Origin of the sequence: Streptomyces sp. 2A115 (assembly GCF_052245575.1) — a bacterium.
GTDB lineage: Bacteria > Actinomycetota > Actinomycetes > Streptomycetales > Streptomycetaceae > Streptomyces.
Genome location: NZ_JBQQCG010000014.1, coordinates 89,927 through 116,260 on the forward strand (window position 1 = coordinate 89,927; position 26,334 = coordinate 116,260).

19 protein-coding genes and 1 other RNA gene are annotated in these 26,334 nt (G+C 68.6%); 8 read left to right on the top strand and 12 right to left on the bottom strand.

Annotated elements, in window-relative coordinates; all coding sequences use genetic code 11:
• Window positions 1–23: 23 nt before the first annotated feature.
• From ACTWQR_RS15080 to ACTWQR_RS15090, 3 genes are all read right to left on the bottom strand, one after another.
• The gene (locus ACTWQR_RS15080; protein WP_443227540.1) at window positions 24–2,207 is read right to left on the bottom strand and encodes a glycosyltransferase; all 2,184 of its coding nucleotides are present in this window, start codon (window positions 2,205–2,207) and stop codon (window positions 24–26) included.
• Window positions 2,207–3,172 (bottom strand): hypothetical protein, encoded by a 966-nt coding sequence (locus ACTWQR_RS15085; RefSeq protein WP_443227541.1) that lies wholly within the window; start codon window positions 3,170–3,172, stop codon window positions 2,207–2,209. Before ACTWQR_RS15085 ends, ACTWQR_RS15080 begins: the two co-directional genes overlap by 1 nt.
• 480 nt (window positions 3,173–3,652) lie before the next feature.
• Window positions 3,653–4,687, bottom strand: coding sequence for a LysR family transcriptional regulator (locus ACTWQR_RS15090; RefSeq protein WP_443227542.1), 1,035 nt, complete (start codon window positions 4,685–4,687; stop codon window positions 3,653–3,655).
• An 83-nt stretch (window positions 4,688–4,770) separates the two neighbouring features.
• On the opposite strand from ACTWQR_RS15090, the gene ACTWQR_RS15095 reads away from it, so the two are divergent.
• The 7 genes from ACTWQR_RS15095 (at window position 4,771) to ACTWQR_RS15125 (ending at window position 15,989) form a co-directional block, all read left to right on the top strand.
• Window positions 4,771–6,207, top strand: a complete 1,437-nt coding sequence (locus ACTWQR_RS15095) for an MFS transporter (protein WP_443227543.1) — start codon at window positions 4,771–4,773, stop codon at window positions 6,205–6,207.
• Window positions 6,208–6,599: 392 nt separating this feature from the next.
• The gene (locus ACTWQR_RS15100) at window positions 6,600–7,895 is read left to right on the top strand and encodes an ABC transporter substrate-binding protein (RefSeq protein WP_443227544.1); all 1,296 of its coding nucleotides are present in this window, start codon (window positions 6,600–6,602) and stop codon (window positions 7,893–7,895) included.
• Window positions 7,892–8,875, top strand: a complete 984-nt coding sequence (locus ACTWQR_RS15105) for a carbohydrate ABC transporter permease (protein ID WP_443227545.1) — start codon at window positions 7,892–7,894, stop codon at window positions 8,873–8,875. Before ACTWQR_RS15100 ends, ACTWQR_RS15105 begins: the two co-directional genes overlap by 4 nt.
• Window positions 8,872–9,729, top strand: coding sequence for a carbohydrate ABC transporter permease (locus tag ACTWQR_RS15110; RefSeq protein WP_443227546.1), 858 nt, complete (start codon window positions 8,872–8,874; stop codon window positions 9,727–9,729). Before ACTWQR_RS15105 ends, ACTWQR_RS15110 begins: the two co-directional genes overlap by 4 nt.
• A 13-nt stretch (window positions 9,730–9,742) precedes the next feature.
• Complete coding sequence (gene yicI / locus ACTWQR_RS15115) at window positions 9,743–11,995, top strand: alpha-xylosidase (protein WP_443227547.1); 2,253 nt, start codon at window positions 9,743–9,745, stop codon at window positions 11,993–11,995.
• A complete protein-coding gene (locus ACTWQR_RS15120; RefSeq protein WP_443227548.1) occupies window positions 11,995–12,999 on the top strand; it encodes a LacI family DNA-binding transcriptional regulator in 1,005 nt (334 codons plus the stop codon). The genes yicI and ACTWQR_RS15120 overlap by 1 nt, the downstream gene beginning before the upstream one ends.
• Window positions 13,000–13,031: 32 nt before the next feature.
• Entirely contained in the window at window positions 13,032–15,989 is a 2,958-nt protein-coding gene (locus tag ACTWQR_RS15125) for a glycoside hydrolase family 3 C-terminal domain-containing protein (RefSeq protein ID WP_443227549.1), read from the top strand.
• A 114-nt stretch (window positions 15,990–16,103) separates the two neighbouring features.
• Here ACTWQR_RS15125 and dacB read toward each other — a convergent pair whose 3' ends face one another.
• From dacB to ftsE, 7 genes are all read right to left on the bottom strand, one after another.
• A complete protein-coding gene (gene dacB / locus ACTWQR_RS15130) occupies window positions 16,104–17,660 on the bottom strand; it encodes a D-alanyl-D-alanine carboxypeptidase/D-alanyl-D-alanine endopeptidase (RefSeq protein WP_443227602.1) in 1,557 nt (518 codons plus the stop codon).
• A 111-nt stretch (window positions 17,661–17,771) separates the two neighbouring features.
• Window positions 17,772–18,755, bottom strand: a complete 984-nt coding sequence (locus ACTWQR_RS15135; RefSeq protein ID WP_443227550.1) for an extracellular catalytic domain type 1 short-chain-length polyhydroxyalkanoate depolymerase — start codon at window positions 18,753–18,755, stop codon at window positions 17,772–17,774.
• Between the two features lie 152 nt (window positions 18,756–18,907).
• Window positions 18,908–19,296: a transfer-messenger RNA gene (gene ssrA, locus ACTWQR_RS15140) on the bottom strand.
• A 142-nt stretch (window positions 19,297–19,438) separates the two neighbouring features.
• Entirely contained in the window at window positions 19,439–19,972 is a 534-nt protein-coding gene (gene smpB, locus ACTWQR_RS15145; RefSeq protein WP_443227603.1) for an SsrA-binding protein SmpB, read from the bottom strand.
• A 58-nt stretch (window positions 19,973–20,030) separates the two neighbouring features.
• On the bottom strand, window positions 20,031–21,209 hold the full coding sequence (locus tag ACTWQR_RS15150) for a S41 family peptidase (RefSeq protein WP_443227551.1): 1,179 nt from the start codon (window positions 21,207–21,209) through the stop codon (window positions 20,031–20,033).
• 67 nt (window positions 21,210–21,276) lie between these two features.
• Window positions 21,277–22,194: a permease-like cell division protein FtsX gene (gene ftsX / locus ACTWQR_RS15155; protein ID WP_443227552.1), complete on the bottom strand. Its 918-nt coding sequence runs from the start codon at window positions 22,192–22,194 to the stop codon at window positions 21,277–21,279.
• 31 nt (window positions 22,195–22,225) lie between these two features.
• Entirely contained in the window at window positions 22,226–22,915 is a 690-nt protein-coding gene (gene ftsE, locus ACTWQR_RS15160) for a cell division ATP-binding protein FtsE (RefSeq protein WP_151476621.1), read from the bottom strand.
• 339 nt (window positions 22,916–23,254) lie between these two features.
• Here ftsE and ACTWQR_RS15165 point away from each other — a divergent pair, with 339 nt between their 5' ends.
• Window positions 23,255–23,446, top strand: a complete 192-nt coding sequence (locus tag ACTWQR_RS15165; RefSeq protein ID WP_443227553.1) for a hypothetical protein — start codon at window positions 23,255–23,257, stop codon at window positions 23,444–23,446.
• A gap of 122 nt (window positions 23,447–23,568) precedes the next feature.
• Here ACTWQR_RS15165 and ACTWQR_RS15170 read toward each other — a convergent pair whose 3' ends face one another.
• Together ACTWQR_RS15170 and prfB are read right to left on the bottom strand one after the other, a co-directional pair.
• Entirely contained in the window at window positions 23,569–24,408 is an 840-nt protein-coding gene (locus ACTWQR_RS15170) for a hypothetical protein (RefSeq protein ID WP_443227554.1), read from the bottom strand.
• A 305-nt stretch (window positions 24,409–24,713) separates the two neighbouring features.
• Entirely contained in the window at window positions 24,714–25,820 is a 1,107-nt protein-coding gene (gene prfB / locus ACTWQR_RS15175; protein ID WP_443227555.1) for a peptide chain release factor 2, read from the bottom strand.
• Window positions 25,821–26,334 lie beyond the last annotated feature (514 nt).

A 26,334-nucleotide genomic window follows, 5' to 3' on the forward strand; every position in this document is an offset into this window, starting at 1 on the left:
CGGAATATCGGCTGGGGGTGTGCTCATCCGACGGGCCTCCGGTCCATGTCCTGCTTGGGCGTGCTCGGACCCGCCGCGCCGGGGAGCCCCACAGCACCCGTGCGCCGGAGCTTCTGCCAGCGCAGACGGCCACCGGTCAGGGCGGTGATCCAGGACTGGAGGAGTACGACGTACATGAGTTGGCGGTACAGGATCTGCTGAAGCGGGAGGGAGAGGAGGTGGGTCATGCGTTCCTTGTCGAGGCGGAACGCGTAGGCCGCGCATATCGCCTGGACCACCAGGACGCCGAACCAGGCGAGGATCGTCTGCTCGGTCGGGCCGAAGATCAGCCCGTAGAGGAGGAACACGTCGATCAGGGGGGCCAGGAGCGGGGCCAGGACCATGAAGAGGGACACCAGGGGCATGCCTACGCGGCCGAAGCGGCCCGACGGGCCCCGTTCGATGATCGCCCTGCGGTGCTTCCAGATCGCCTGCATAGTGCCGTACGACCAGCGATAGCGCTGGGACCACAGCTGCTGGACGGACTCCGGGGCCTCGGTCCACGCGCGGGCGTTCTCCGCGTACACGACCCGCCAGCCGTCGCGGTGCATCGCGATGGTGATGTCCGTGTCCTCGGCGAGGGTGTCGTCGCTCATGCCGCCGACACGCTTGAGTGCCGAGCGGCGGAAGGCACCGACGGCCCCCGGGATGGTCGGCATGCAGTTGAGCATGTCGTACATACGGCGGTCGAGGTTGAAGCCCATCACGTACTCGATGTGCTGCCAGGCGCCGATCAGCGAGTCGCGGTTGCCGACCTTCGCGTTGCCCGCGACCGCGCCGACGCTGGGGTCGCCGAAGGGCTGGACCAGTTCGCGGACGGTGGAGGGTTCGAAGACGGTGTCGCCGTCCATCATCACGATGAGGTCGTGACGGGCGTTCGCCACACCCCTGTTGAGGGCGGCGGGCTTGCCCGCGTTGAGCTGGCGTACGACGCGTACGTTCGGCAGGCGCAGGTTCTCGACGATGCGCGCGGTGCCGTCACTCGATCCGTCGTCGATGACGATCACCTCGATGGGGTGATCGCTCGCCACCAGGGAGTGGACCGTCTGCTCGATGCACTTCGCCTCGTTGTAGGCGGGCACGAGGACGGACACCGGTTCGGTGATCGGCGGGCCCCAGCTGAAGTCGCGGCGGCGGACCCGGCGGGCGTGCAGGACGGAGAGCAGCAGCATCAGCCCGAAGCGGGCGAGGACGAGGACGCCGATGATGGCGAGGCCCACGACGAGGACACTCGTCGTCTTCTCCGAGGCCTGGACCGCGAAGACCCATGCCTTGGCCTTCCACAGGTCGAGGCCGGTGACCTTCGTGTGCGCGCTGGGCGCCTTCAACGCCGCGGTGAGCGTGTCGAAGCGGTAGCCGTCGTCCTGGAGCCCGGACACGAACCGGTCGAGCGCCGCCACGGTCTGCGAGCGGTCGCCGCCGGAGTCGTGCATGAGCACGATGGCGCCCTTGCCGTCCTTGGGCATGGCGTTGCTGATGATCTTTTCGACGCCCGGCTTGCGCCAGTCCTCGCTGTCGGTGTCGTTGACGATCGTGATGTAGCCGCGGCTGCCGATGTACTCGGTCACCGGCCACGACCTGTTGTCCATGGCGCCGGCCTGCGACGAGTACGGCGGGCGGAACAGCGAGGTCCGGATACCGGCGGCGCCCGTCAGCGCGAGCTGGTTCTGGGACAGCTCCCAGTCGATACGGCTCTTCGACTGGAGTGAGAGGTCCGGGTGGTTGAAGGTGTGCAGGCCGATCTCGTGACCCTCGTCGACCATGCGCTTGACGAGGTCCGGGTGGCGCGAGGCCATGGTGCCGGTGATGAAGAAGACGGCGTTGGCGTCGTACTTCTTGAGGACGTCGAGCACCTTGGGGGTCCACTTGGGGTCCGGGCCGTCGTCGAACGTCAGGACCAGCTTGCGGTCCGGGACGATCCGGCTCTCCTCGCGGCCGCTCCGGGTGTCGATCACCGGGCCGCCCTCCAGGATTTTCTCGGGGACCCGGTCGGACGCCGCCGGCGACTGAACGCGGTGGTCGGCGAGGATCTCGCTGTGTACGAAGCCGCGCAGCATCAGCATCGCCATCAGCGCGACGAGGATGAGCGAGGGCAGCAGGTAGCGCATGGGCAGGCGTCGGCGCCGGGCGCCCCCGTCTGCGCCGCGGCGGCTTGTGCGGGGTGCCATCAGAGAATGTTCTCCGGAGAGTACGGGGAGTACGGGGACGACAAGGCCGACGCGGGCGACACGGACGACGAGGTGTCGGGGCCCGGCAGTACGAGGATCGGCGATACGAGGACCGGCCCGGGCGTGAGCAGGTCGCCGGCGACCGTGTCGGTGCCGCCGGCCGGGGGATCCGGGGGATCGTCCGTGACGGTTTCGGTCGGCTCGGGGTCCGGGTCGGGTGGCGGGCTGACCGAGGTGGACGGGTCCGGCGGAGGCGGTGCGGGGTCGGACGGGGTCGGCTTGGTGGTGGTGGCCGAGGGCTTCGGGTCGGGGCTCCCGCTCGCGTCCGAAGCGCTGGCCGACGGGTCCGCCGAGGTACTGGCACCCGGCGGCCGCGTGACCGTCCCGCCGGTCGACGGGTTGATGCCCGGCGAGGGAGTCACCGAGTTGGACGGGTCCGCGGACTGGGAGGGCAGCGGTGGGGTGTCCACCTTGTCGGCCGGCTTGCTGTCTTCCTGGGCGAGGCCCGGGAGCCAGGGCGCGGTCGAGTTGCCCGACAGGAGCGTGGCGAGGATGACCACCGCGTAGACGGCGCAGGCCATGCCGACGGCCATGCCTATTCGGCGATACACGCGGCTGCGGCGGCCCGTCTCGTCGACGAAGACCGGGCCGTCCGAGGACTCCTGGGCGCCCGGGGCACCCTTGGCCTGCTGGACGAGCCAGTCGTCGAACCGCGGCCCCACACCGTCGAGTTGGACCGTGACCTCGTGCGGGTCATGAGTGTGCTCGGGGTGCTCGGACTCCTGCCAGGAGTCGTGATCGACGTCGGAGTCGGAGTCGACAGCGGAGTCGGTGTCGGTTCCGCGGTCGGCGCCGCTGCCGCGCGAGGTGGGCCGGCCGGGGTCCGGCCAGGTCACACCCGATTTACCGTCTCTGAGCTCACCCTTGCTGAGCTCACCCTTGCTGGACGCACCCTTGCTGGACACACCGTCTCTCAACTCAACGTCTCGCTGCTCGTCGTCTCGCCGCTCGTCTTCGCTCTGCCGCAGCACGGACGTGTCCGTGTCTCTCGGCCGGAGCACCGACGTATCAGCGTCTCTGTCCCGCTGCCTCGGCACCGACACGTCCGCCGCACGACGAAACCATGCATCGGAGTCGCGACCATCCGAGTCACGACCATCCGAGTCACGACCATCCGAGTCACGACTTTCGGAGCCGGGACCGTCGGAGCCAGGACCGTCGGAGTCACGGTCGAACGCCTCATCCACTTCCAAACGGACCGACGCATCGGCTCCGGCCTCGTCCGGGTGATCGACATCCCGTCGACCCGGATCAGCGCCTTCCGGCCAACTTTCCACGCGCACGCACATCCCCCCACAGGAATGGTTCTGGGGTGCGTATACGACCCGGGTAACTCGCACACGTCGTCCGGACCGGACCCCCATCCGATCCGAGCGCCCCCTTTATCACACTGCACCCGGACCATGAATGTAGCGCACGTAAGCATCAGTAAGGGTTCTGTGTCCGTCCCGGCTCATCATGATGAGTGCATCTGTGGCCGGAATCCACCCGTCCACAGGGCGCTCCAGCCATCTTTCCTCGGCCGCAAGCTCCGCCGCGGCGGCACGCAGGGCCTCGATCCCACGATGCCTCAGCCCCTTGCGCCACACAAGCGAAACGGGTGACAACGGCACGGGGTTCACGAGGGGCCGCAGCACCGATCCGGGCATGGCCGGAAAATCGACCACGGCGAGGACGGGGTTCCGTGTCTTGGCCATGACCCTTTGGAACTCCCCGGCGCCGACGGCGAGCGGCGCGGGCGACGCGACCTCGATCCCGCGCCCCTCGAACAGCTGACGTGCCAGCTCGGTCCACTCCAGGGTCCGGGGGTTCCCGGCACCGGCGTACACCTGCTCGCCCGCGAGCGCGTCGAGCGGTACGGCGTCCAGCGCGGCGAGGTGGTGGTCCTCGGGCAGGATGACGGCCATCGGCTCGTACCGCACGGGCTGCTGTTCCAGGCGGGCCCGGATCGCCGGGTCCAGCCCCGCGAACCGCCCGAAGGACGCGTCGAGCCGGCCGGCGAGCAGCTCGGCGGCGGCGCCGGTGAGGCCGCTCTCGAAGCGGGCCATCAGCTCGCAGTCGGGGATGAGTTCGCGCGCCCGGTGGAGGACGCGTTCGATGGCCAGCCCTTCGCTGTTCACGTCCACGAGCAGGGGGCGCTCGGCGTCCGTCAGCCCGAACGCGGCGAGCAGTTCGTCCTGCGCTTCCAGGGCCCGGCGCGCGTACGGCAGCAGCCGCTCGCCGTCCGGGGAGAGCGTCACCTGGCGAGTGCTGCGCACGAAGAGGGCTGCCCCCAACTCCCGTTCCAGGCGCCGGACATCGCGGCTCAGAGCCTGCTGGGCGACGTACAGCCGGGCGGCCGCACGCGTGAAGTGCAGCTCCTCGGCGGCGGCGAGGAAGGCGCGCAGGAGGCGTGGGTCGAGGTCGCGGGGCCCGGGCATCCCGGGAACCTACAACACAGGTGCGTCAATCAGCACGGAGAAGGTGTTGGACCCCTGATGACGGGCCGGGCGACCGTTGATCCATGCCGCCACAGCCCTCATCGCCGCGCACGACTTCCCCAGGTACGACTTCCCCGCGTACGACTTCCCCAGGTACGACATCTCCGTATACAACCTCCCCGCGCACGACCTCCCCGCCTACGACCGTCTTCACCGTCACCGCCGACAGCCTGGTGGTCGCCGACTTCCGACCACGAGGAACGCGAGAGCCGCGAGAACCGCGAGGTTCACGAGGGCCCCGGCGACCCCGGCAGTCCCGTCGTCGGCCCTCGCGCAACCCGTACCGCCGCCTCTTCGCCATCCCCGGCACCCGAGCGTTCACGATCGGGAATCTGATCGCGCGTCTTCCCATGGGCATGTTCAGTGTGAGTGCCGTCATCATGATCGCGGGGACCCGTGGCTCGTACGCGCTCGCCGGCGCCGTGACGGCCACGGGCCTGGCGGCGACGGCGGTGGTCGCGCCCTGGACGGCACGCCTCATCGACCGCCACGGGCAGGCGCGGATCGCCGTACCCGCGACGGCGATCGCGGCACTCGGCTCGCTCGCGCTGCTGCTGTGCGTGCGGTACGAGGCGCCCGACTGGACCCTCTTCGCCGCGTACGCCGCCACGGCCACCACGCCCAACACCGGAGGCATGTCCCGGGCGCGCTGGGCCCATCTCCTGAAGGGCGACCCGGCACGTCTGCACACCGCGAACTCCTTCGAACAGGCCGCGGACGAGCTGTGTTTCATGCTCGGCCCGGTGCTGGCCGCGTTCCTGTGCGGGGTGTTCTTCCCGGAGGCGGGCACGCTCGTCGGCGTCGCCCTGCTGCTGATCGGCGTCCTCGTCTTCGCCGCCCAGCGCTCGACGGAACCGCCCGCCCAGGGCCGTACGACCGTCAAGGCACCGTCCCCTCTCCGGGCTCCCGGAATACCGCCCCTGTTGATCGGATTCCTGGCCACCGGCGCGGTGTTCGGGTCGATGGAGGTCGTCACGATCGCGTTCGCGGATGCACAGGGGTACCGGTCGGCGGCCGGAGTGATCCTCGCGCTCCAGGCGGCCGGCTCGTGCGCGGCGGGGCTCCTCTACGGAGCGCTGAAGCCCGGACGCCCTGTTGAACGGAGATATCTCCTGGGTCTCACCGCGATGACACCCCTCATGGCACTGCCCCTCATGGCCGCCACGCTCACAGGCGACCTCGTGGCCCTCGCGCTTTCCCTGCTCCTCGCCGGGATGGCCACGGCGCCGACGATGGTCACCGGCATGACGCTTCTCCAACGCCGCACGCCCGAGGGTCGGCTGAACGAGGGCATGACGCTGGCGGTGACCGGTCTGCTGGGCGGGATCGCCGTCGGGTCCGCGCTCGGCGGCTGGGTCGCGGAGCACGGGTCGGCCGCCGCCGGTTACGGCGTCCCGGTCAGCGCGGCCGCGGTAGCCCTACTGATCGCCCTCGCAACAGCGCGACCAGCAACTCGGTGAACCACATCACCACCCAGGACAGCCGACGCCCCGCCCCCACCCGAACCTGAGCCTCACGCCCCCACCAAGCTCACCAAGCTCACCAAGCTCACCAAGCTATCGCCGATCGTCGCGTATGGCCGCGTCAGTCAGCCGCCGCCCCCTGTCGTTCGACCCCTCGAACCCCACTCCAATTTCGACGCACCCCATTGACTCGCCTCCGGCCCCCACATACCTTCCCTCGTCGAAGCGCTTCGACATCAAGCGTCGAAGCGTTTCGATGAACCCTGCGTGACGCCCCCCACGACGAACGTGACGAGACACGACCAACGAGCGCGATGAGCACGACCGACAAACGTGACAAGCACGACTCACCGGGACAGTGAGCCATCCGACTCCCATGGAGGCACTGGATGTTGACGACACGAAGGCGTGTGGTGGCGACGGCCGCGGCGGTTCTGAGCGGGACCCTGCTCCTCGCCTCATGCGGCGATTCGGACAGCGGCGGATCCGACAGCAAGACCTTGAAGTTGTGGCACTACGAGGGGCCCGACAGCGCGATGGGCGTGGCCTGGAACGCGGCCATCAAGGAGTTCGAGAAGACGCATCCGGGCGTCAAGGTGAAGTTCGAGGAGAAGGGCTTCGAACAGATCCAGAAGACGGCCCCGATGGTTCTCAACTCGGACGACGCACCCGACCTCATGGAGTACAACAAGGGCAACGCGACGGCCGGTCTGCTCTCCAAGCAGGGGCTTCTCACCGACCTGTCCGCCGAGGCCACCAAGCGCGGCTGGGACAAGAAGATCAGCCCCGGGGTGCGCACCACCAGCCAGTACGACACCAACGGCGTGATGGGTTCCGGGAAGTGGTACGGAATCCCCAACTACGCCGAGTACACGATGGTGTTCTACAACAAGGACCTCTTCAAGAAGCACGGGATCCAGGAACCCACCACGTTCGACGAACTGACCGCCGCCATGGACAAGTTCGTCGACGAGGGCGTCACCCCGCTCGCCAACGCGGGCGCCGAGTACATGGCCCACCAGTACCTGTACCAGCTGGCGCTGTCGAAGGCCGACCGCGCCTGGGTTGACTCGTACGAGCTCTACAAGGGCAAGACCGACTTCCACGACGCCGCCTGGACGTACGGCGCCGAGACCTTCGCGGACTGGGTGAAGAAGGGCTACATCAGCAAGGACTCCACGAGCGCGAAGGCGGAGGACGCCGGGGTCTCCTTCATCCAGGGCAAGAGCCCGATCCTGTTCTCCGGCAGCTGGTGGTACGGCAGGTTCGCCGCGGAGAACAAGTTCGACTGGGGCACCTTCCTCTGGCCGGACTCGAACATGACCCTCGGCTCGGGCGGCAACCTCTGGGTCGTCCCCAAGGGCGCCAAGAACAAGGACCTGGCGTACGACTTCATCGACATCACCATGTCGGAGAAGATCCAGAACCTGCTCGGCAACAAGGGCGGAGTCCCCGTGGCGGCCGATCCCGCCGCCATCACCGACCCGCGGGCCAAGGCACTCATCGCCAACTTCAACACGCTCTCCGAGCGGGACGGCCTGGCCTTCTATCCCGACTGGCCCGTCGCCGGCTTCTACGACGTCCTCGTCTCCGAGACGCAGAAGCTGATGACGGGGAGCGCGAAACCGGAGGCCTACCTGGACGCGGTGCAGGAGGCGTACGACAAGGGCGTACCGGAGCAATGACGGTCACCGTCGAACGGGGAGAACGGGGAGAACGGGGCGGCCGGGTCACCGGAAAGCACCAGTACGCGAAGAACCCGCGCCGCCCCCGCGACTCGTACACCCTGTTCCTGCTGCCCGGGATGCTCGCCTTCTTCGCGGTCATCATCGTGCCGTTCCTGATGAACACGGGCGTGAGTTTCACGGAGTGGCAGGGGGTCGGCAGCCCGGAGTGGACCGGGCTCGCCAACTACCGGGAGCTGATGGACGACTCGGAGTTCTGGGCGTCCTTCCGGCACAGCCTCTTCATGGTCGTGGCGATGGCGGCCGTACCGACCGTCCTCGGACTCGTCCTCGCCGCCGCCCTGTTCGACTTCGTCGGCAAGCACTTCGGGACGAAGACGGCCGCCGTGCTCCGCGCCTGCTTCTACCTCCCGCAGGTCCTGCCCATCGCGGTCGCGGGCATCGTGTGGAGCTGGATCCTCGCGCCCGAGAACGGCTCCCTGAACGAACTCCTGAAGGCCATCGGACTCGGCAGCCTCCAGCAGGACTGGCTCGGCGACCCCGACCTCGCGCTCTACAGCGTGATGGGCGTGATGGTGTGGGTGCAGCTCGGCTTCCCGCTCGTCATCTTCATGGCGGGGCTGCAACGCGTCGACCCGCAGCTGTACGAGGCCGCCGAGCTGGACGGCGCCGGCTGGTGGCGAAGGTTCTGGCACGTCACCCTCCCCCAGATCCGGCCCGAGATCTACGTCGTCCTCCTCTGGTGCACGATCGCCGCGCTCAAGGTCTTCGGCGCGGTGTACGTCCTCACCAAGGGCGGACCGGGCGGGGCCACGAACGTCCCCTCCTACTTCTCCTTCACCACCTTCTTCGAGAAGACGCAGGTCGGTTACGGGGCCGCGATCTCGACCGTACTGACCGTGATCATCCTCGTCCTCGCCCTCGTGGGACTGAAGCTCCAGACGCGTGCCGAGGACGCCGAGGAAGGGCTCCGCGCATGACAGCCGTACGAACCGAGGCCCGCCGGCCCACCCGCACGGTCATCGCCCGCTATCCCGTCCTCGTCGCCCTGATCATCGGGGCCCTGTTCATGGTCCTGCCCTTCCTGATCATCACGGTCAACGCGGTGAAGTCGCCCGCCGAGTACTCCGCGAACGGCCCCCTCAGCCTCCCCGAGGGCGTCTACCTCGACGGCCTGAAGGACTTCTGGGAGCGCGTCGACTTCGGGCAGAAGCTCGTCAACTCCGTGCTGATCAGCGGCAGCGTGGCTCTCCTGGCCGTCGTCCTGTCCGTGCTCAACGCGTACGCGATCGGGATCGGCCGCATCAAGGGCCGCACCTGGGTGCTCGCCTTCTTCGTCCTGGCGAACATGCTGCCGCAGGAGGCGCTGGTCTACCCCGTCTACTACCTGAGCAAGGAAGTCGGCCTGTACGACACCCGGTTGAGCGTGATCATCGTCTTCACCGTGATCCAGGCCGCCTTCGGCACGTATCTCCTCTCCTCCGTCCTCGGCCAGTTCCCCCGCGAGATCATCGAGGCCGCCCGGATCGACGGGGCGAACAAGTGGCAGGTGCTGTGGCGGATCGTGGTCCCCGTCAGCCGGCCCACCATCGGCGTGCTGCTGGTCTTCTTCTTCATCTGGACCTGGAACGAGTTCCTGCTGCCCCTGGTCATGTTGATCTCCAACGACAACCAGACCGTGTCGGTGGCGCTCGGCGTGCTCCAGGGCCAGCGCCTGATGGACGCCACGATGACGAACGCTGCCGCCCTGCTGGGCGTGCTGCCCGCCATCGTCTTCTTCCTCGTCTTCCAGCGGACCCTCACCCGCGGGATCGCCGTGGGTGCCGTCAAATGAAGGAGTGTGGGCATTGAAGTTCACCGACGGCTACTGGCTGCTGCGCGAGGGCGTGACCGCGGCCCACCCGGTAGAGGTCCTCGATGTGACCGACGGGCCCGGCGCCCTGGAGATCCACGCACCGACCCAGCCCATCCGCCACCGCGGCGACCTGCTGAAGGGACCGGTCGTGACGATCAGCGCGCACGCGCCGATGCCGGACGTCATCGGCGTCACGTTCACGCACTTCGAGGGCGAGGAGCCGCACGGGCCCCAATTCGAGCTGGCCAAGGAGGAGTTCACCGCCCACACCGGGTACGACGAGGAGTCCGCGACCCTCACCGCGGGCGCCCTGTCCGTCAGAGTGAGCCGCACCGGCCCCTGGCACGTCGACTTCCTCGCGGACGGCCGCACCCTCACCTCCAGCGGACCCAAGGGCATGGGCATCATGCGGGACGCGGGCACCGGCGGCCACTATCTGCGCGAGCAGCTGAACCTCGGCGTGGGCACGCAGGTCTTCGGGCTCGGCGAGCGCTTCGGGCCGCTGGTCAAGAACGGCCAGGTCGTCGACATGTGGAACGCCGACGGGGGCACGGCCACGGAACAGGCGTACAAGAACGTGCCGTTCTATCTGACGGACGCGGGCTACGGCGTCTTCGTCGACCATCCGGGCCGGGTGTCCTTCGAGGTCGGCTCGGAGGCGGTGTCCCGGGTTCAGTTCAGCGCGGAGACACAGCAGTTGACGTACTACGTCATCTACGGCCCGACCCCGAAGGACATCCTCCGCAAGTACACGGCCCTCACCGGCCGCCCGGCCCTGCCGCCCGCCTGGTCGTTCGGGCTGTGGCTGTCGACGTCCTTCACCACCTCGTACGACGAGACCACCGTCAGCTCCTTCATCGACGGCATGAAGGAGCGCGAACTCCCGCTCTCCGTCTTCCACTTCGACTGCTTCTGGATGCGGGAGTTCAACTGGTGCGACTTCGAGTGGGATCCGCGGGTCTTCCCCGACCCGGAGGGGATGCTGGCCCGCCTCAAGGAGCGCGGCCTGCACATCTCCGTATGGATCAACCCGTACATCGCGCAGCGCTCGCCGCTCTTCGCGGAGGGCCGGGCCCTCGGGCACCTGCTGAAGCGGCCGGACGGGAGCGTCTGGCAGTGGGACCTGTGGCAGCCGGGAATGGCGCTCGTCGACTTCACCAGCGAGGCCGCCCGCGAGTGGTACGCGTCGAAGCTGGAGGCACTGCTCGACCAGGGCGTCGACTGCTTCAAGACCGACTTCGGGGAGCGGGTACCGGTCGACGTCGCGTACGCGGACGGAGGCGACCCCGAGCGGATGCACAACTACTACACGTACCTCTACAACCGCACGGTCTTCGACGTGCTGCGCAAACACCGGGGGGAGGCCGAAGCCGTCGTCTTCGCGCGCTCGGCGACCGCCGGCAGCCAGAAGTTCCCCGTGCACTGGGGCGGCGACTGCGAGGCGACGTACGAGTCGATGGCCGAGTCGCTGCGAGGAGGGCTGTCGCTGGGCCTGTCCGGCTTCGGCTACTGGAGCCATGACATCGGCGGCTTCGAGGGAACGCCGACACCGGCCCTCTTCAAACGGTGGATCGCCTTCGGGCTGCTGTCATCGCACAGCCGGCTGCACGGCAGCTCCTCCTACCGCGTCCCCTGGCTCTTCGACGAGGAGGCCGTGGACGTCCTGCGCCTCTTCACCCGCCTGAAGCTGCGCCTCATGCCCTACCTGTACGAGGCCGCCCGCACCGCGCACACCGAAGGCGTGCCGATGATGCGCGCGATGGTCCTGGAGTTCCCGGACGACCCCGGGTGCGCTCATCTGGAGCGGCAGTACATGCTCGGCCCCGATCTGCTGGTCGCGCCCGTGTTCTCCGACGAGGGAGAGGTGTCGTACTACGTCCCCGAGGGCACCTGGACCCACTTCCTCAGCGGACAGCCGGTCACCGGGCCCCGCTGGGTGCGCGAAAAGCACGACTTCATGAGCGTTCCGCTGCTGGTCAGGCCGGGTGCGGTGATCCCGGTGGGGGCCGTGGACGACCGGCCCGACTACGCGTACGCCGACGGGGTCACCCTGCACGCCTACGGGCTCGAACGCGGCGCCCAGGTGACCGTGCCGGTGGGGGACGTGACCTTCACCGTGGTCCGCGAGGGGGACACGCTGCGGGCTTCATGCAGCGATCCCTCGGCGCCCTGGGGGCTGGCCTCGGGCGGGCGTGAGGTGCGGGCGAAGGCCGGTACCGGGTTTCTGACGGTGGAGCTGGGCTGATGGTCAAGATCACCGATGTGGCGCGGCACGCCGGGGTCTCCCCCAGCACCGTCTCGTACGCCCTGAGCGGCAAGCGCCCCATCTCCGAGGAGACCCGTCGGCGCATCGAGGAGTCCATACTCCAGCTCGGCTACCATCCGCACGCCGGGGCCCGGGCGCTGGCGAGCAGCAAGTCGAACGTGCTGGCGCTGGTGATCCCCTTACGGGCGGGCATCCATGTGCCGGTCGTCATGCAGTTCGCGGTGTCCGTGGTGACCGCTGCCCGTCAGTACGACCACGACGTGCTGCTGCTGACGCAGGAGGAGGGCGAGGCGGGTCTGCGACGCGTCGCGGACACCGCGCTGGTCGACGCGCTCATCGTGATGGACGTCCAGCTCCACGATCCCCGGCTGCCGTTGCTGCGCGCCCTGGACCGGCCCTCGGTGCTGATCGGTTTCCCTCAGGAGCCCGAGGGCCTGACCTGCATCGACCTGGACTTCAAGGCCGCGGGCGAGCTGTGCGTCGAGCATCTGGCCGGGCTCGGGCACCGGGTGATCGGGCTCGTGGGGTCGCCGCCCGAGGTGTACGTACGGGAGACGGGGTTCGCCCAGCGCGTGGTCCAGGGCTTCACCGCCGCGGCCCACCGGAACGGGCTGGCCTCCTCGGTCCACCCGTGCGAGGCGGCGCCCGCGGCGGCGCGGCAGGTCGCCGAGCAACTCCTGCGGGAGCGGCCCGCGTTGACGGGTGTCGTGGTGCACAACGAGCCGATCCTGGAGCCGCTGATCGACGCGTTCGAAGGGCTCGGCTTACGGGTCCCGGGAGACCTGTCGGTCACAGCGATCTGCCCGGACGAGCTCGCCGAGCGCGCCCGCGTCCCCGTCACCTCGATCGCCATACCGGCCGCCGAGGTGGGCACGGGGGCGGTGGAACTGCTGATGAAGAAGCTCGGCGGCGGTGCCGCACCGGAGGCCACCCTGCTGTCGCCGCGGCTGACCGTGCGGGCCAGCACGATGCCACGCCCCTGACCTTGCAAGGCCCTAGTCGAAGGAGCCGTGACATGAAGGGCAAGAGAAGCAAGAGAACACCGAGACAGCCGAGAAGACCCGGAAGACCGAGAACCACGCTCGTCCTCGCGCTGGCCTTGATCGCCGGACTCGGCGCCACCGTACCGGCGGGGGCCGACGAGCCCTCGTACCCCTTCCGCGATCCCCGGCTCTCCCTCGACGCACGCGTGAACGATCTCCTCTCCCGTCTCACGCTCGACGAGAAGATCTCTCTGCTCCACCAGCACCAGCCCGCGATCCCCCGCCTCGGCATCCAGTCGTTCAAGACCGGCACCGAGGCCCTGCACGGGGTCGCCTGGCTCGGCGAGACCACCGTCTTCCCGCAGGCCGTGGGGCTCGCGTCGACCTGGGACCCGGCGTTGATGAAGCAGGTCGGCTCGGCGGTCGGCGACGAGGCGCGCGGCTTCCAGCAGGAGCGCCCGGCCGGCTGGGGCCTCAACCTCTGGGCGCCCGTGGTCAACCCGCTGCGCGACCCACGCTGGGGCCGCAACGAGGAGGGCTACTCCGAGGACCCGTACCTGACGAGCTCGATGGCGACCGCGTACGGCACCGGCCTGACCGGCGGCGACCCCGACCACCTCAAGACGGCGCCCACGCTCAAGCACTTCCTCGGCAACAACAACGAGGTGGACCGCACCACCACCTCGTCCGACCTGCGCCCGCGCGTGCTGAAGGAGTACGAGGAGCAGGCCTTCAGGCCGACGATCGAGGCGGACGCCGCGACCGGCGTGATGTCCTCCTACAACCTCGTCAACGGCCGCCCGGCGACGGTCGATCCGGCGCTGAACGACGAGGTGCGCGGCTGGTCCTCGTACGACCTGCTGAACGTCACCGACGCCTACGCGCCCAACAACCTGGTCGGCACCGGCAGCCAGAAGTACTACGACACCCTTCCCGAGGGGAACGCGGCCGCGCTGAAGGCCGGCGTCGACAGCTTCACGACGGACGACGCGAACTCCGTACCGACGACGACAGCCGTCAAGTCGGCTGTCTCCACAGGCCTGTTGAAGGAGTCGGACGTCGACACGGCGGCCGGGCACATACTGAGCGTCCGCGTCCGGCTCGGCGAGTTCGACCCGGGCGGCGGGAAGTACGGGTCGATCGACAAGTCCGTGATCAACAGCCCGGCGCACCAGAAGCTGGCGCGGAAGGCGGCGGCCGACGCGGCGGTGCTGCTGAAGAACTCGGGCGGCACCCTGCCCCTGAAGGCCTCCCCGTCCCACGACCTGGCCGTCGTCGGCCCGCTCGCCGACACCCTCTACACCGACTGGTACTCGGGCACACTCCCGTACGCCGTCACGCCCGCCGAGGGCATCTCCGACCGGCTCGGCAAGCCCGTGACCAGCAACGAGGGCGTGGACCGGATCGCCCTCAAGAACGCGGAGACCGGAGAGTACGTGACGGCGGGCACGGACGCCGACGGTGAGGCCCTCCAGGAGAGCGCCGCCTCTTCCGACGCGGCGGCCGCCCAGTTCGACGTGTTCGACTGGGGCGCCGGCATCGTCACCCTCCGCTCCGCCGCGAACGGCAGGTACGTCGGCTACAACTGGTCGAACTTCGTCAACGACCAGGTCCAGCCGAACGGTTGGTTCGTCCAGCAGCAGTTCGCGCTGGAGGAGCAGACCGACGGCACGTACCTCCTCCGCTACGCGGGGTACGAGACCCAGGAGCCCTGGTGGTCGAACCCGGTCTACCTCGGCCCGACCGGCCCCGACGGCACCCTCGGCCTGGTCACCAAGGACGAGGCCGCGCACTACGCCAAGGACGTCGTCCGCAGCGGCACCGCGGAGGCCGTGGCGGCGGTGAAGGGCAAGGACGCGGCGGTCGTGGTGGTCGGGTCCATGCCGGCGATCAACGGCCGCGAGAACGACGACCGCGAGGACATGAGCCTGGCCCCGTCCCAGGAGGCCCTGGTCAAGGCGGTGCGCGCGGCGAACCCGAAGACGGTCGTGGTCGTCGAGAACAGTTACCCGACCACCCTCGGCGCCCTCCAGAAGGAGGTTCCCGCCCTCCTCTGGACCACCCACGCGGGCCAGGAGACCGGCAACGCCCTCGCCGACGTCCTCTTCGGCGCCGTGAACCCGGCCGGACGGCTCACCCAGACCTGGTACGAGTCGGAGGCCGACCTCCCCTCCATCCTGGAGTACGACAACATCAAGTACGACCGCACGTACCAGTACTTCAAGGGCGACCCGCTCTACGAGTTCGGCTACGGACTCTCGTACTCCTCCTTCCGCTACGGCGAGTTGAGGCGAACCGCCGGCGGATACGAGCTCGCCGTCACCAACACCGGCAAGCGCGCCGGCGACGAGGTCGTGCAGCTCTACACCCACCAGCGCGTCTCCCGCGACAAGCAGCCGCTGAAGCAGCTGGAGGCCTTCCGGCGGATCTCGCTCGATCCGGGCCAGACGAAGACCGTCAAGCTCGAACTCACCGCGAAGGACCTCGCACACTGGGACGTCACCCGCTCCAAGTGGGTGGTGGAGAGCGGCACGTACGACGTCCTCGTGGGTGCGTCCTCCGAGGACATCCGCTCCCGTACGTCGCTGAAGGTGCGCGGCGAGACGATTCCGGCCCGGGATCTCTCGCGCTCGACCCGGGCCGAGAACTTCGACGACTACCAGGGTGTGCGGCTGGTCGACGAGTCCAAGGTCCGCGGCACCTCGGTGGGGGCCACGGCCGGCGGGGCCTGGCTCAAGTTCGCCGATGCCCAACTGGGCTCCGGCGCCACGAAGTTCAGTGCGCGGGTGGCCGGAGCGGCCGGGCAGGTCGAGATACGGCTCGGCTCGCCGACCGGCACGCTCGTCGGCACGGCGAGGGCGTCCGGAACCGGGTCGGTGTACACGTACGACACGGTGAACGCCTCCCTGTCCGCCACCGCGAAGGGGCGCCAGGACGTGTACCTCGTACTGAGCGAAGGCCTTCGCCTGTCGGCCTTCTCCCTGCGCTGACCCGCACGGCGGCAGAACAGCGGAACAGGTGAACGGCACGGCCCAGGGCGCCGAAAGGGTGCCCTGGGCCGCACCTCACCTCGGCACTCGCTCAGCGCCCCCGCCCTTGAGAACTCAGCACTCCGCCGGCTTGCGCCACGAGCACTCCAGATCCCCGTCCCGCTCGGCCCCGCGCGCGCTGCCCGGCTTCACGAGCACCGCCTCGTCCGCCGTGGACTTCGCCAGCGTCACCACGATCGCGTCCTCCAACGGCTTCACGGACGACGCCAGGTAGTTGTTGAGCACGATGCTGTAGACGAGCTCGCGCCCGCCGGCATCCGTGACATACCCGGAGAGCCCCGACGCGCCCGTCAACGACCCTGTCTTCGCACGGGCGTTGAGCGCGGCGGGCGTGCCGCACATCCTGGTCCGCAGCGTCCCGCCCACGAACCGGTCCGGATCGCAGGCCACCGGCAGGGACCGGTACCAGTCGGCGTACCAGGGCTCGCCCCGCACGGCGAGCAGCAGCTTGGCGAGCTGCCCGGCGGGGATGTTGTTCATCCGCGACAGCCCTGACCCGTCCACCTGCCGCAGCTTGCCGGTGTCGACGCCGACGCCCTTCAGATAGCCGCTGACGGCAGCGAGCCCGGCGCCCCAGCGCCCGGCCCCCGAGACCTTGTGCCCCATGGCCTTGGTCAGAACCTCCGCGTGCATGTTGTTCGACAACTTCATGAAGGGGATCAGCAGGTCCTTCAGCGGCATGGAGTCGTGCGAGGCGAGCCGCCGCGCGCCCTCCGGGGTCGCCCGCCCGAGCCGCGTCGGCCCGGTCACCTTCACTCCGTGCGCGGCTAGCGCGTCCCGGAACACGGCGGCCGCGTACCCGGTGGGCTCCCACACGGTGACCCACTCCTTGGCCCCCGAGCCACCGACCGGTGTCGTACCGCTGACGGTGATCGTGTTGGCGCCGTGCTCCCGTTCGACGGTGAGGTCGTTCGCCCCGCCGGAGCCGACGGTCGTGGCCCGCACGTCGATGTCGACGTACTCGGTCTTCGGGGTGACGCTGACGACGGGCTCCTCCCCCGCCGCCGCACCCGGTGCGACCTGCACGATCACGGTTCCCGTGTCGTAGTCGGTGTCCGGGGCGACACTCAGGGCCGAGATCTGCGCCTCGTAGTACGAGGACTCGTCGTCGGCGGCCCAGGAGCGGCCGAGCCGCACGCTGTCGAAGCGGGTGTCGTCGGCGAGGAGCCGCCCGTTGACACGGGTGACGCCCGACTCGGCCAGATCGGCGGCCAGCGCGTCGTAGTCCTTGGCGAGCGCCGTGGGGTCTCCGGTGCCGCGCAGATACAGATCGCCGTTCAGGACGGAGCCCTGGCGGCGGCCGGTCGCCAGGACATCCGTCGTGAACGTGTGGTCGGGGCCGAGGATCTCCATCGCCGCGGCCGACGTGGGCAGTTTGGTGGTGGAGGCGGGCATCAGCCGCGAGGTGGGCTGCCGCTGGTACAGCACCTCTCCGCTCGCGGCATCGGCGACCACGACGCTCGCCGCCCCGCCCTCCATCCGGCTGTCCCCGAGGATCGTGTCGAGGGCCTCCGGCAGCCCGCTCCGGTCGGTATCCGCCCCGGCCGGCGAACCCCCACTGAGCCCGGCCGCCGCGATCCCGATCACGACAGGCCAGATCCACCGGTACATACGGGAGTTGACGCGCCCCCCAGAACACTTCGCGGTTCTTCTCACGGGTCTACTCATGCCACAGCAGCATCCCGGACGACGCGCCTCGTGGACAGTACGCCTCCAGAGCGCTCAGCCGAGTCCCCACGATTGCCCGAGCCTGTGGGCCGCGCACAGGTTCACATCCAGGATGTACGCCCCCGCCGAGCCGCACTGCTCACTACCGCTTCCCGGATCGACGGGCTGCCCATGCCCCATCCCGGTGATGCCGTACGTCTCCACGACCGCCGTCCCGCTCCCGTCCCGGAAGACCTGGTGCGGGTAACCGGCGACGCTGTCGCTCACGTCCGCGACCTGATCGGCGCCGTGCACGTTGGTCCACTGCTTCATGAGGTCGGTCATGTTGACGGGCTTGACGGTGTAGTCGGCCGTCCCCTGGAACACGGTGAGCTTCGGCCAGGGCCCGCCGTACCCGGGCCGGGCGGCCCGCACTCGGTCGCCCCACTGCTGTGCGGTCTGGGTGGCGCCCACGTACATGCAGACGTACGGCGACCCCGCGGCCTGCGCGCACCCGTACGGCAGCCCCGCGGCCACCCCACCCGCGGCGAACTTCTCCGGATACGTGGCCAGCATCACGGAGGTCATCCCGCCGCCGGCGGACAGCCCGGTGACGTACACCCGCGAGCCGTCCCCCGAAACGTCGGCGAGCTGCCGGTCGACCATCTGCGCGACGCTGGCGGCCTCTCCCTGACCCCGCGCGATATCACCGCTCTGGAACCAGTTGAAGCACAACGAGGCGTTGTTGCCGGACGGCTGCTGCGGCAGCACGACGGAGAACCCCCAGCGGTCGGCGAGCTGGGTCCAGCCACTGCCGGTGCCGTACCCGGCGGCGTTCTGCGTGCACCCGTGCATGGCCACGACGACGGGCCGCCCCGCGGGCAGCCCGTCGGGCACGTAACGGAACATCTTCAGGGCTCCGGGATTGCTCCCGAAGCCGGTGACTTCCTGCACGGACGCGGCGGAGGCCCGCCCCGGCGGCAGGACAAGCGACAACAGGGTGGCCAGGAGGGCCACCAACACAAGACGACGGGATGTAGCGGCTCTGGTTTCGGTCATGAGGAGGGACCGTAGAAGCGTGAACCGTCCCCCGATATGTCCCCGGACCCCACAACAAGACCTTTCGCAGTGTGGCTCGTAGACACGACAAAGGCCCCGCTGCCTGGGCAGCGGGGCCTTTGCCTACTGTGTTCAATTAAAAAACATGGGGTTTGTGGAGATGGCGGGAATCGAACCCGCGTCCAACGGTGCAGAATCAGGGCTTCTCCGAGCGCAGTTCGCTGCGATTTTCTCAGCCCCGGAGATCACGCGAACAAGTCTCCGACGGGCTCAGTCACTGTTTGATTTCCCATCGAACCCCGTGACCGGGCTCGACGGTTTAGTTCCCTAGATTATGCCAGGGTCCGGGTCGGGAACACCCCCGGGCTGACACCCATTAAGGGTCCTTCACTCACTGCTTATTAGGCAGCGAGGGCGAAGGACTGGGAATCGCTCTTGGAATTGGCGATTATTGGTTGCGACATATGGTTAACGAGATCATTGCCGCTTCCTCGGCTCGCTTCCCCTGCTTCGACAGCCGCTGTCGAAACCGATCATCCCCATGTTGTGTTTTCAAGCCGGGCCTTTCGACCCACGCACCCTCGGTGGGGCACTGGTGCCATCGTACGTGACCAACGCGCGACGATGCCACCGTATTCCCGACGGCCGCGCCACTCGCGCGCCGCCCGTCGGCTGCTCACCGGCTACTCGCCCCGCTGCTTCCTCTTGACAGCCGCGATCGCCCGGTCCGACTCCCGCCGGTCCTGCTTCTCCCGCAGGGTCTGCCGCTTGTCGTACTCCTTCTTGCCTCGGGCGAGCGCGATCTCGGCCTTCGCGCGGCCGTCCTTGAAGTACAGGACGAGGGGCACGATCGTGTGACCCGTCTCCTCGGACTTCGACGCCAGCTTGTCGATCTCCTCGCGGTGCAGGAGCAGCTTGCGCTTGCGGCGCGCGGAGTGGTTGGTCCAGCTGCCCTGGCTGTACTCGGGGATGTGGGCGTTGTGCAGCCATGCCTCGTCCCCGTCGATCTGGACGAATCCGTCGGCCAGCGAGGCGCGGCCCTGGCGCAGCGACTTCACCTCCGTGCCGGTGAGTACGAGCCCGGCCTCGTAGGTGTCGATGATCGCGTAGTCGTGCCGCGCCTTCTTGTTCTGCGCGACGATCTTGCGCTTGCCGTCCTTGACCTTGCCGGAGGCTCCCCCGCCCTGCTTCGGCTGGGACTCTTTCGGTACGTACATGCCCTTGCTCATAGTGCTGGCCATTTTCGCACTAGAGAGGGGTCCGAGGGAAAGCCGATTACGAGGTCGGCGACGCAGGATCTCCGAGCCCGCTCAGTATGGTCTCGGCCCGCTCCAGCGCGCTCTCCTCGACCTCCAGGTCGGGGGCGAGGCCACGGCCGTCGACGCTGCGCCCGGAGGGGGTGCGGTAGTGGCCGACGGTCAACTCGGCGACCGAGCCGTCGGGCAGCCGGCTCGGCATCTGGACCGAGCCCTTGCCGAAGGTCCTGGAGCCCACGACGACCGCGCGGCCGCGGTCCTGCAGGGCGCCCGTGAGGAGCTCGGCCGCGCTCATCGTGCCGCCGTCGACGAGCGCGACCAGGGGTCTTGTGGTGTCACCGCCGGGATCGGCGTGCAGCGCGCGCTGGTCCCCGTTCACGTCGTACGTCGCCACGAGACCGCCGTCCAGGAAGGCGGAGGCTGCGGTGACGGCCTCGGTGACCAGGCCGCCGGAGTTGCCGCGCAGGTCGAGGACGACCCCGGCACCCGCGGGCGCCCGGTCCACGGCGGACCGTACGAGGTCGCCGGAACCCTTGGGGAAGGAGGCGACCTTGATCACGGTGATGCCTCCGGGGAGCTCGCGCACCGTCACGGAGTCCGTGGACAGCCGCGCCCGGCGCAGCGTCTCGCTCCACGCGCGCGTGCCGCGCTCCAGGCCGAGCGCGACGGCGGTGCCCTCCGACGCGTCGGTGGCGTCGCCCCTCAGTAACGAGACGACCTCGGTGACGGGCCTGCCGTCGACACGGCGGCCGTCGACGCTGCGCAGCCGGTCGCCCTTGCGGATCCCGGCGGCCTGCGCGGGCGAGCCGGACTGCACGCGGGTCACCTCGATCCGTCCGTCGCGCTCGCGCCGGGCCCACAGACCGACGCCCGTGTACTGGCCGTCGAGGGCTTCCTCGAACTCCTCGTACTCGCCCTCGGAGTAGACCGCGCCCCAGCGGTCGCCGCTGCGGCTGACGGCCCGCTCGGCGGCCTCCACCGGGGACTTGCCGTCGGCCATCGCCTCGGCGGCGGCGTCGGCGACGTCCTCCTCGTGGCCGGCCGTGACCGACCGGCCCGACGGAGGAGCGGGTTTCCGGCCGGATTCCTCGAACGAGCCGGTCGCGGCGCCTGCCGCGAGGACGCTCGCGAAGACCAACGTCAGGGCCGCCCCGCGGCCGAAGCGGCGGGGCTGACAAAACAGGTCTCGGCCTGACATGCCGGTGAGTCTAGGACAACGCGAAGGGCCGCACCGGCGGTTGCCGGTACGGCCCAATTGGCGTGCGTCACACCTTCAGATACTTGCGCAACGCGAAAAACGCGGCGAGCGCGGGCATCAGCAGACTCGTGGCGAGGATGAGCGGCAGCTTCGTCAGAACGGCGTCCCAGCCGATGAAGTTGATCAGATTCAGCTTCTCGGACAGGGCGAGCCCGTGGTCGATGATGAAGTACCGGGCGATCAGCAGGAAGGCACAGGCCACACCACCGCCGATCAGTCCCGCGACGGCGGCCTCCATGATGAACGGCGCCTGGATGTAGAAGCCGGAGGCGCCCACCAGCCGCATGATGCCGGTCTCACGCCGACGGCTGAACGCGGAGACGCGCACCGTGTTGACGATCAGCATCAGCGCGACGACGAGCATCATCGCCATCACGGCGCGGGCTGCCCAGTTCATGCCGTTGAGCAGCCCGAAGAGGTTGTCGAGGATGCCCTTCTGGTCCTGCACGGACTGCACGCCGTCACGGCCGTCGAAGGCGGTCGCGATGACCTGGTACTTCTCCGGGTCCTTCAGCTTGACGCGGAAGGACTCCTGCATCTGGTCCGGGGTGAGCGAGGCGGCCAGCGGGGAGTCGCCGAACTGCTCCTTGTAGTGCTTGTACGCCTGGTCGCTGGACTCGTGCGTGACGGTCTCGACGACCGACATCTTGTCCAGGTCGGTCTCGATCTGCTCCTTCTGCTCGGTGGTGACCGCTCCCTTGGCGCACTTGGGGTCGGACTCCGCGTCGCTCTTGTTGCAGAGGAAGATCGAGACGTTGACCTTGTCGTACCAGTAGCCCTTCATCGTGTTCACCTGGTCGCTCATCAGGAGCGAACCGCCGAACAGGGCGAGGGAGAGGGCGACCGAGACGACGACCGCGAAGGTCATCGTCAGATTGCGGCGGAGACCGACACCGATCTCCGACAGAACGAACTGGGCGCGCATGGCGTCTGCTAAGCCTTTCCGTGGACCGTCGTCAGTGCTGGTAGCCGTAGACGCCGCGTACCTGGTCGCGGACGAGTCGGCCCTGCTCCAGCTCGATGACGCGCTTGCGCATCTGGTCCACGATGTTCTGGTCGTGGGTCGCCATCAACACCGTCGTACCTGTCCGGTTGATGCGGTCGAGCAGCTTCATGATGCCGACGGAGGTCTGCGGGTCGAGGTTTCCGGTCGGCTCGTCCGCGATCAGCAGCTTGGGCCGGTTCACGAAGGCTCTCGCGATGGCGACACGCTGCTGCTCACCACCCGACAGCTCGCCGGGCATCCGGTCCTCCTTGCCGCCGAGCCCGACGAGGTCGAGCACCTGGGGCACGGACTTGCGGATCTCGCCGCGTGACTTGCCGATGACCTCCTGCGCGAAGGCGACGTTCTCGGCGACCGTCTTGTTCGGCAGGAGACGGAAGTCCTGGAACACCGTCCCCAGCTGGCGGCGCATCTGCGGCACCTTCCAGTTGGAGAGGCGCGCGAGGTCCTTGCCCAGGACGTGCACCTGACCGTGGCTGGTCCGCTCCTCGCGGAGGATCAGCCGCAGGAAGGTGGACTTTCCGGAGCCGGAGGACCCCACCAGGAACACGAACTCGCCGCGCTCGACCTCCAGGGAGACATCCCTCAGAGCGGGGCGGGTCTGCTTGGGGTAGACCTTGGAGACGTTGTCGAATCGGATCACGGATGCACCACAGGCCGTCGGGGGTAGGTGAGCGTGACCATACGCGAACCGGGTACACGAGCGCAGGCACCGGTCAGGGTTGCGCGGGGCTTGTGCGCTTTTGTGCGGGTCGTTCTTAGGGGCGCGGGGAACTGCGCGAGCAACCACAGCGAACCAGCAGCCGCGAGACGGACTCCAGCGCCCCCTCCCGAAGCGGCATTTTCCGGCCTAACCAGCGGAGCGCCGGGGCAGGATAAGGCGAGCCGCGCCGAAATCCGCGGAACCTGGCACAGTGGAGGGGGAACGTTCGCGTTTCCGCGAGCGTTGTCTACGTGGAACCGGTGCAAGGAGGGCGAGCGCATGACGTACGACCGGTTGGTGTGCGCGAACTGTGCCGCGCCCGTGAGCGAAGGCCGCTGCCCCGTCTGCCGCGCGAACCGCGAGCGGCTGCAGCAGGAGGGCCCCTTCGGTGGGATGAACCCCATGGCGCTGATCGCGCTGCTCGCCGTGCTGATCGCGGCGGTGGCGCTGCTGGCCCACCAGACCGCGTAGACCCCGCGAAGCGCAACGCACCACAGAGGCACCACAGAGGCATACGAGGAGGGCCCGGAGACAAGTCTCCGGGCCCTCCTCGTGTACTCACTCAACTCCGTACGCCTATGACATGCCTTACGTCAGGCAGCGGCGCCGCGGTTGTTGTTCATGAGACGCGGCAGCATCCGGAAGCCGATGCCACCGGCGATCATCGTGCCGGCGCCGATCAACAGGAACGTGACGTTCTCGGCGGCGCCGGTCTCGGCCAGCTCGCCGCCCGTGCCCTGGGCGGAGGTGTCGGAGGCGTCCGAGCCGGTGTCGGTCAGGCTCTCCTTGCCTTCACTCTGCTCAATGGGGGTGTTACCGCCGTCGGGGTCGGCGCCGCCACCCGTGGTACCGCCCGTGGTCCCACCGGTCGTGTCACCACCGGTCGTGCCACCCGTGGTGTCACCACCAGTCGTCCCGCCCGTCGTGTCACCGCCGGTCGTCCCACCGGTCGTGTCACCGCCGGTCGTCCCGCCCGTCGTGTCACCACCAGTCGTGCCACCCGTGGTGTCACCACCAGTCGTCCCACCGGTCGTGTCACCACCAGTCGTCCCACCCGTGGTGTCACCACCAGTCGTCCCACCGGTCGTGTCACCACCAGTGGTACCGCCCGTGGTGGCACCGCCGGTCGTCCCACCGGTCGTGTCACCACCAGTCGTCCCGCCCGTGGTGGCACCACCCGTGGTCCCGCCCGTGGTGTCACCACCGGTCGTGCCACCCGTGGTGCAGATACCGACGGGGCAGTCGTCGTCGGCCGAGACACTGACGTCGGCCGACACTCCGTTCTCGTCGGCGCTGGCGCCGACACTCAGGCCGGCGACGTTGACACCGACATCGAGAGCCGAAGCGGCACCGGCGGCGGTCAGCGAGGCACCGGCGGCGATCACCGCACCGGCAGCTATGCGCGCGACACGGATCCGCGTCTTCTTGGTCATCTGGTTGCTACCCCCAGTAGCTAATCGTCAGTGGAGCAGCGTCCGGGGCCGCGTCGTCGGGGTCAGCTCAGCGAAGCCCCCGGTTTCACATGCGCCCCAGAAATACGCATGCCGCGCGTTAGCCTTCCCACTTTTCAAAGCAACGTCAAGGTCGTTGCGACCGCCATGTCCAGATCAAGCTCATTTGACCGCCAGGATGACATGTGAGTGTGATGTAAAACCCAGACATCGCGTAGTACAAAGGGCAACTACCATCCGCTGGACGGTAGTTGCCCTGTCGACAAAGCGACGCTCAAAAGCGTCGTTTACTTGTCCTGCTGCTTGCGCCAGCGAATTCCAGCCTCGAGGAATCCGTCGATCTCGCCATTGAAAACGGCCTCGGGGTTACCCACCTCGAACTCCGTACGCAGGTCCTTGACCATCTGGTACGGATGCAGGACGTACGAGCGCATCTGGTTGCCCCAGGAGTTGCCACCGTCGCCCTTGAGGGCGTCCATCTTGGCCTGTTCCTCCTGGCGCCGCCGCTCGAGGAGCTTGGCCTGAAGGACATTCATCGCGGACGCCTTGTTCTGGATCTGCGACCGCTCGTTCTGACACGACACGACGATGCCGGTCGGCAGGTGGGTCAGCCGGACCGCGGAGTCGGTCGTGTTGACGCCCTGGCCTCCGGGCCCGGACGAGCGGTACACATCCACCCGCAGCTCGGACTCGTCGATCTCGATGTGATCGGTCTGCTCGACGACGGGCAGGATCTCGACCCCGGCGAAAGAGGTCTGCCTACGTCCCTGGTTGTCGAACGGCGAGATTCGCACCAGTCGGTGCGTGCCCTGCTCCACCGAGAGCGTGCCGTACGCGTACGGGGAGTGGACGGCGAAGGTGGTCGACTTGATGCCGGCCTCTTCCGCGTACGAGGTCTCGTAGATCTCCGTCTTGAACCCGCGCTGCTCGGCCCAGCGCAGATACATGCGCTGAAGCTTCTCGGCGAAGTCGGCGGCGTCGACGCCGCCGGCTTCCGCGCGAATGTTGACGAGCGCCTCCCGGGAGTCGTACTCCCCCGACAGCAGCGTCCTGACTTCCATCTCGTCCAGCGCCTTCTTTACGGCGACGAGCTCGGTCTCCGCCTCGGCGCGGGTGTCCGGGTCGTCTTCCTCCTCGGCCATTTCGAAGAGCACGCTCAGATCGTCGATACGCCCGCGGAGCGCCTCGGTCTTCCGCACCTCCGCCTGGAGGTGGCTCAGCTTGCTGGTGATCTTCTGCGCCACTTCCGGGTCGTCCCACAGGGACGGCGCTGCCGCCTGCTCCTCGAGCACGGCGATGTCTGCCCTCAGCTTGTCGAGGTCCAGGACGGCCTCGATCGACTCCATGGTCGAGGAGAGGGACTTGAGCTCTTCGGATACATCGACGACTGCCACGCCCCCCAGCGTAACGGCTCCGTCCTGCGAAGGGCTCCGACGGTTTGGCCTTGACGATTCCGCGGCTGTTGGGCCGAGGTGCCGGGTTCCTTTTCCCCAACCCCACCCCTTCCCGAAACTGGGGACTCCGCCCCCAGACCCCCGGCCCTTTAGGGGTGGCTCGGGATGGTGTGTTTGCTGCGGGTGGGTGGGGGCTGGTCGCGCAGTTCCCCGCGCCCCTAAAAGACTGGGGGCCTCAGGCCGGTTCTCACACTGCCGGTCCTCGTGGGCTGAGCGCGCAGTTCCCCGCGCCCCTGAAGGGGCCCCAGCCCCCACCCGTCCACAGCCTTCCGTCGGCGCGAGGGGACGCGCCGGGGCGTCCGAGCGCCGCGCTTCCCGGCTAACCCGACTACCTCAGAGTGGCGGTCGGATGCCCCGGCGCGTCTCCGACCCCCCACACACCCCAGGGGCGCGGGGAACTGCGCGACCAGCCCAGAACAACCCGCAGACAAAACAAACAACCCAACCGCCGGAG

Coding starts and splice junctions, on each gene's coding strand:
- ACTWQR_RS15135 (WP_443227550.1), bottom strand. CDS start 18,755: ATGACCGAAACCAGAGCCGCTACATCCCGTCGTCTTGTGTTGGTGGCC.
- ACTWQR_RS15125 (WP_443227549.1), top strand. CDS start 13,032: ATGAAGGGCAAGAGAAGCAAGAGAACACCGAGACAGCCGAGAAGACCC.
- ftsX (WP_443227552.1), bottom strand. CDS start 22,194: ATGCGCGCCCAGTTCGTTCTGTCGGAGATCGGTGTCGGTCTCCGCCGC.
- ACTWQR_RS15105 (WP_443227545.1), top strand. CDS start 7,892: ATGACGGTCACCGTCGAACGGGGAGAACGGGGAGAACGGGGCGGCCGG.
- ACTWQR_RS15090 (WP_443227542.1), bottom strand. CDS start 4,687: ATGCCCGGGCCCCGCGACCTCGACCCACGCCTCCTGCGCGCCTTCCTC.
- ACTWQR_RS15095 (WP_443227543.1), top strand. CDS start 4,771: ATGCCGCCACAGCCCTCATCGCCGCGCACGACTTCCCCAGGTACGACT.
- ACTWQR_RS15120 (WP_443227548.1), top strand. CDS start 11,995: ATGGTCAAGATCACCGATGTGGCGCGGCACGCCGGGGTCTCCCCCAGC.
- smpB (WP_443227603.1), bottom strand. CDS start 19,972: ATGTACGTACCGAAAGAGTCCCAGCCGAAGCAGGGCGGGGGAGCCTCC.
- dacB (WP_443227602.1), bottom strand. CDS start 17,660: ATGTACCGGTGGATCTGGCCTGTCGTGATCGGGATCGCGGCGGCCGGG.
- ACTWQR_RS15080 (WP_443227540.1), bottom strand. CDS start 2,207: ATGGCACCCCGCACAAGCCGCCGCGGCGCAGACGGGGGCGCCCGGCGC.
- ACTWQR_RS15150 (WP_443227551.1), bottom strand. CDS start 21,209: ATGTCAGGCCGAGACCTGTTTTGTCAGCCCCGCCGCTTCGGCCGCGGG.
- ACTWQR_RS15110 (WP_443227546.1), top strand. CDS start 8,872: ATGACAGCCGTACGAACCGAGGCCCGCCGGCCCACCCGCACGGTCATC.
- ACTWQR_RS15165 (WP_443227553.1), top strand. CDS start 23,255: ATGACGTACGACCGGTTGGTGTGCGCGAACTGTGCCGCGCCCGTGAGC.
- ACTWQR_RS15100 (WP_443227544.1), top strand. CDS start 6,600: ATGTTGACGACACGAAGGCGTGTGGTGGCGACGGCCGCGGCGGTTCTG.
- ACTWQR_RS15170 (WP_443227554.1), bottom strand. CDS start 24,408: ATGACCAAGAAGACGCGGATCCGTGTCGCGCGCATAGCTGCCGGTGCG.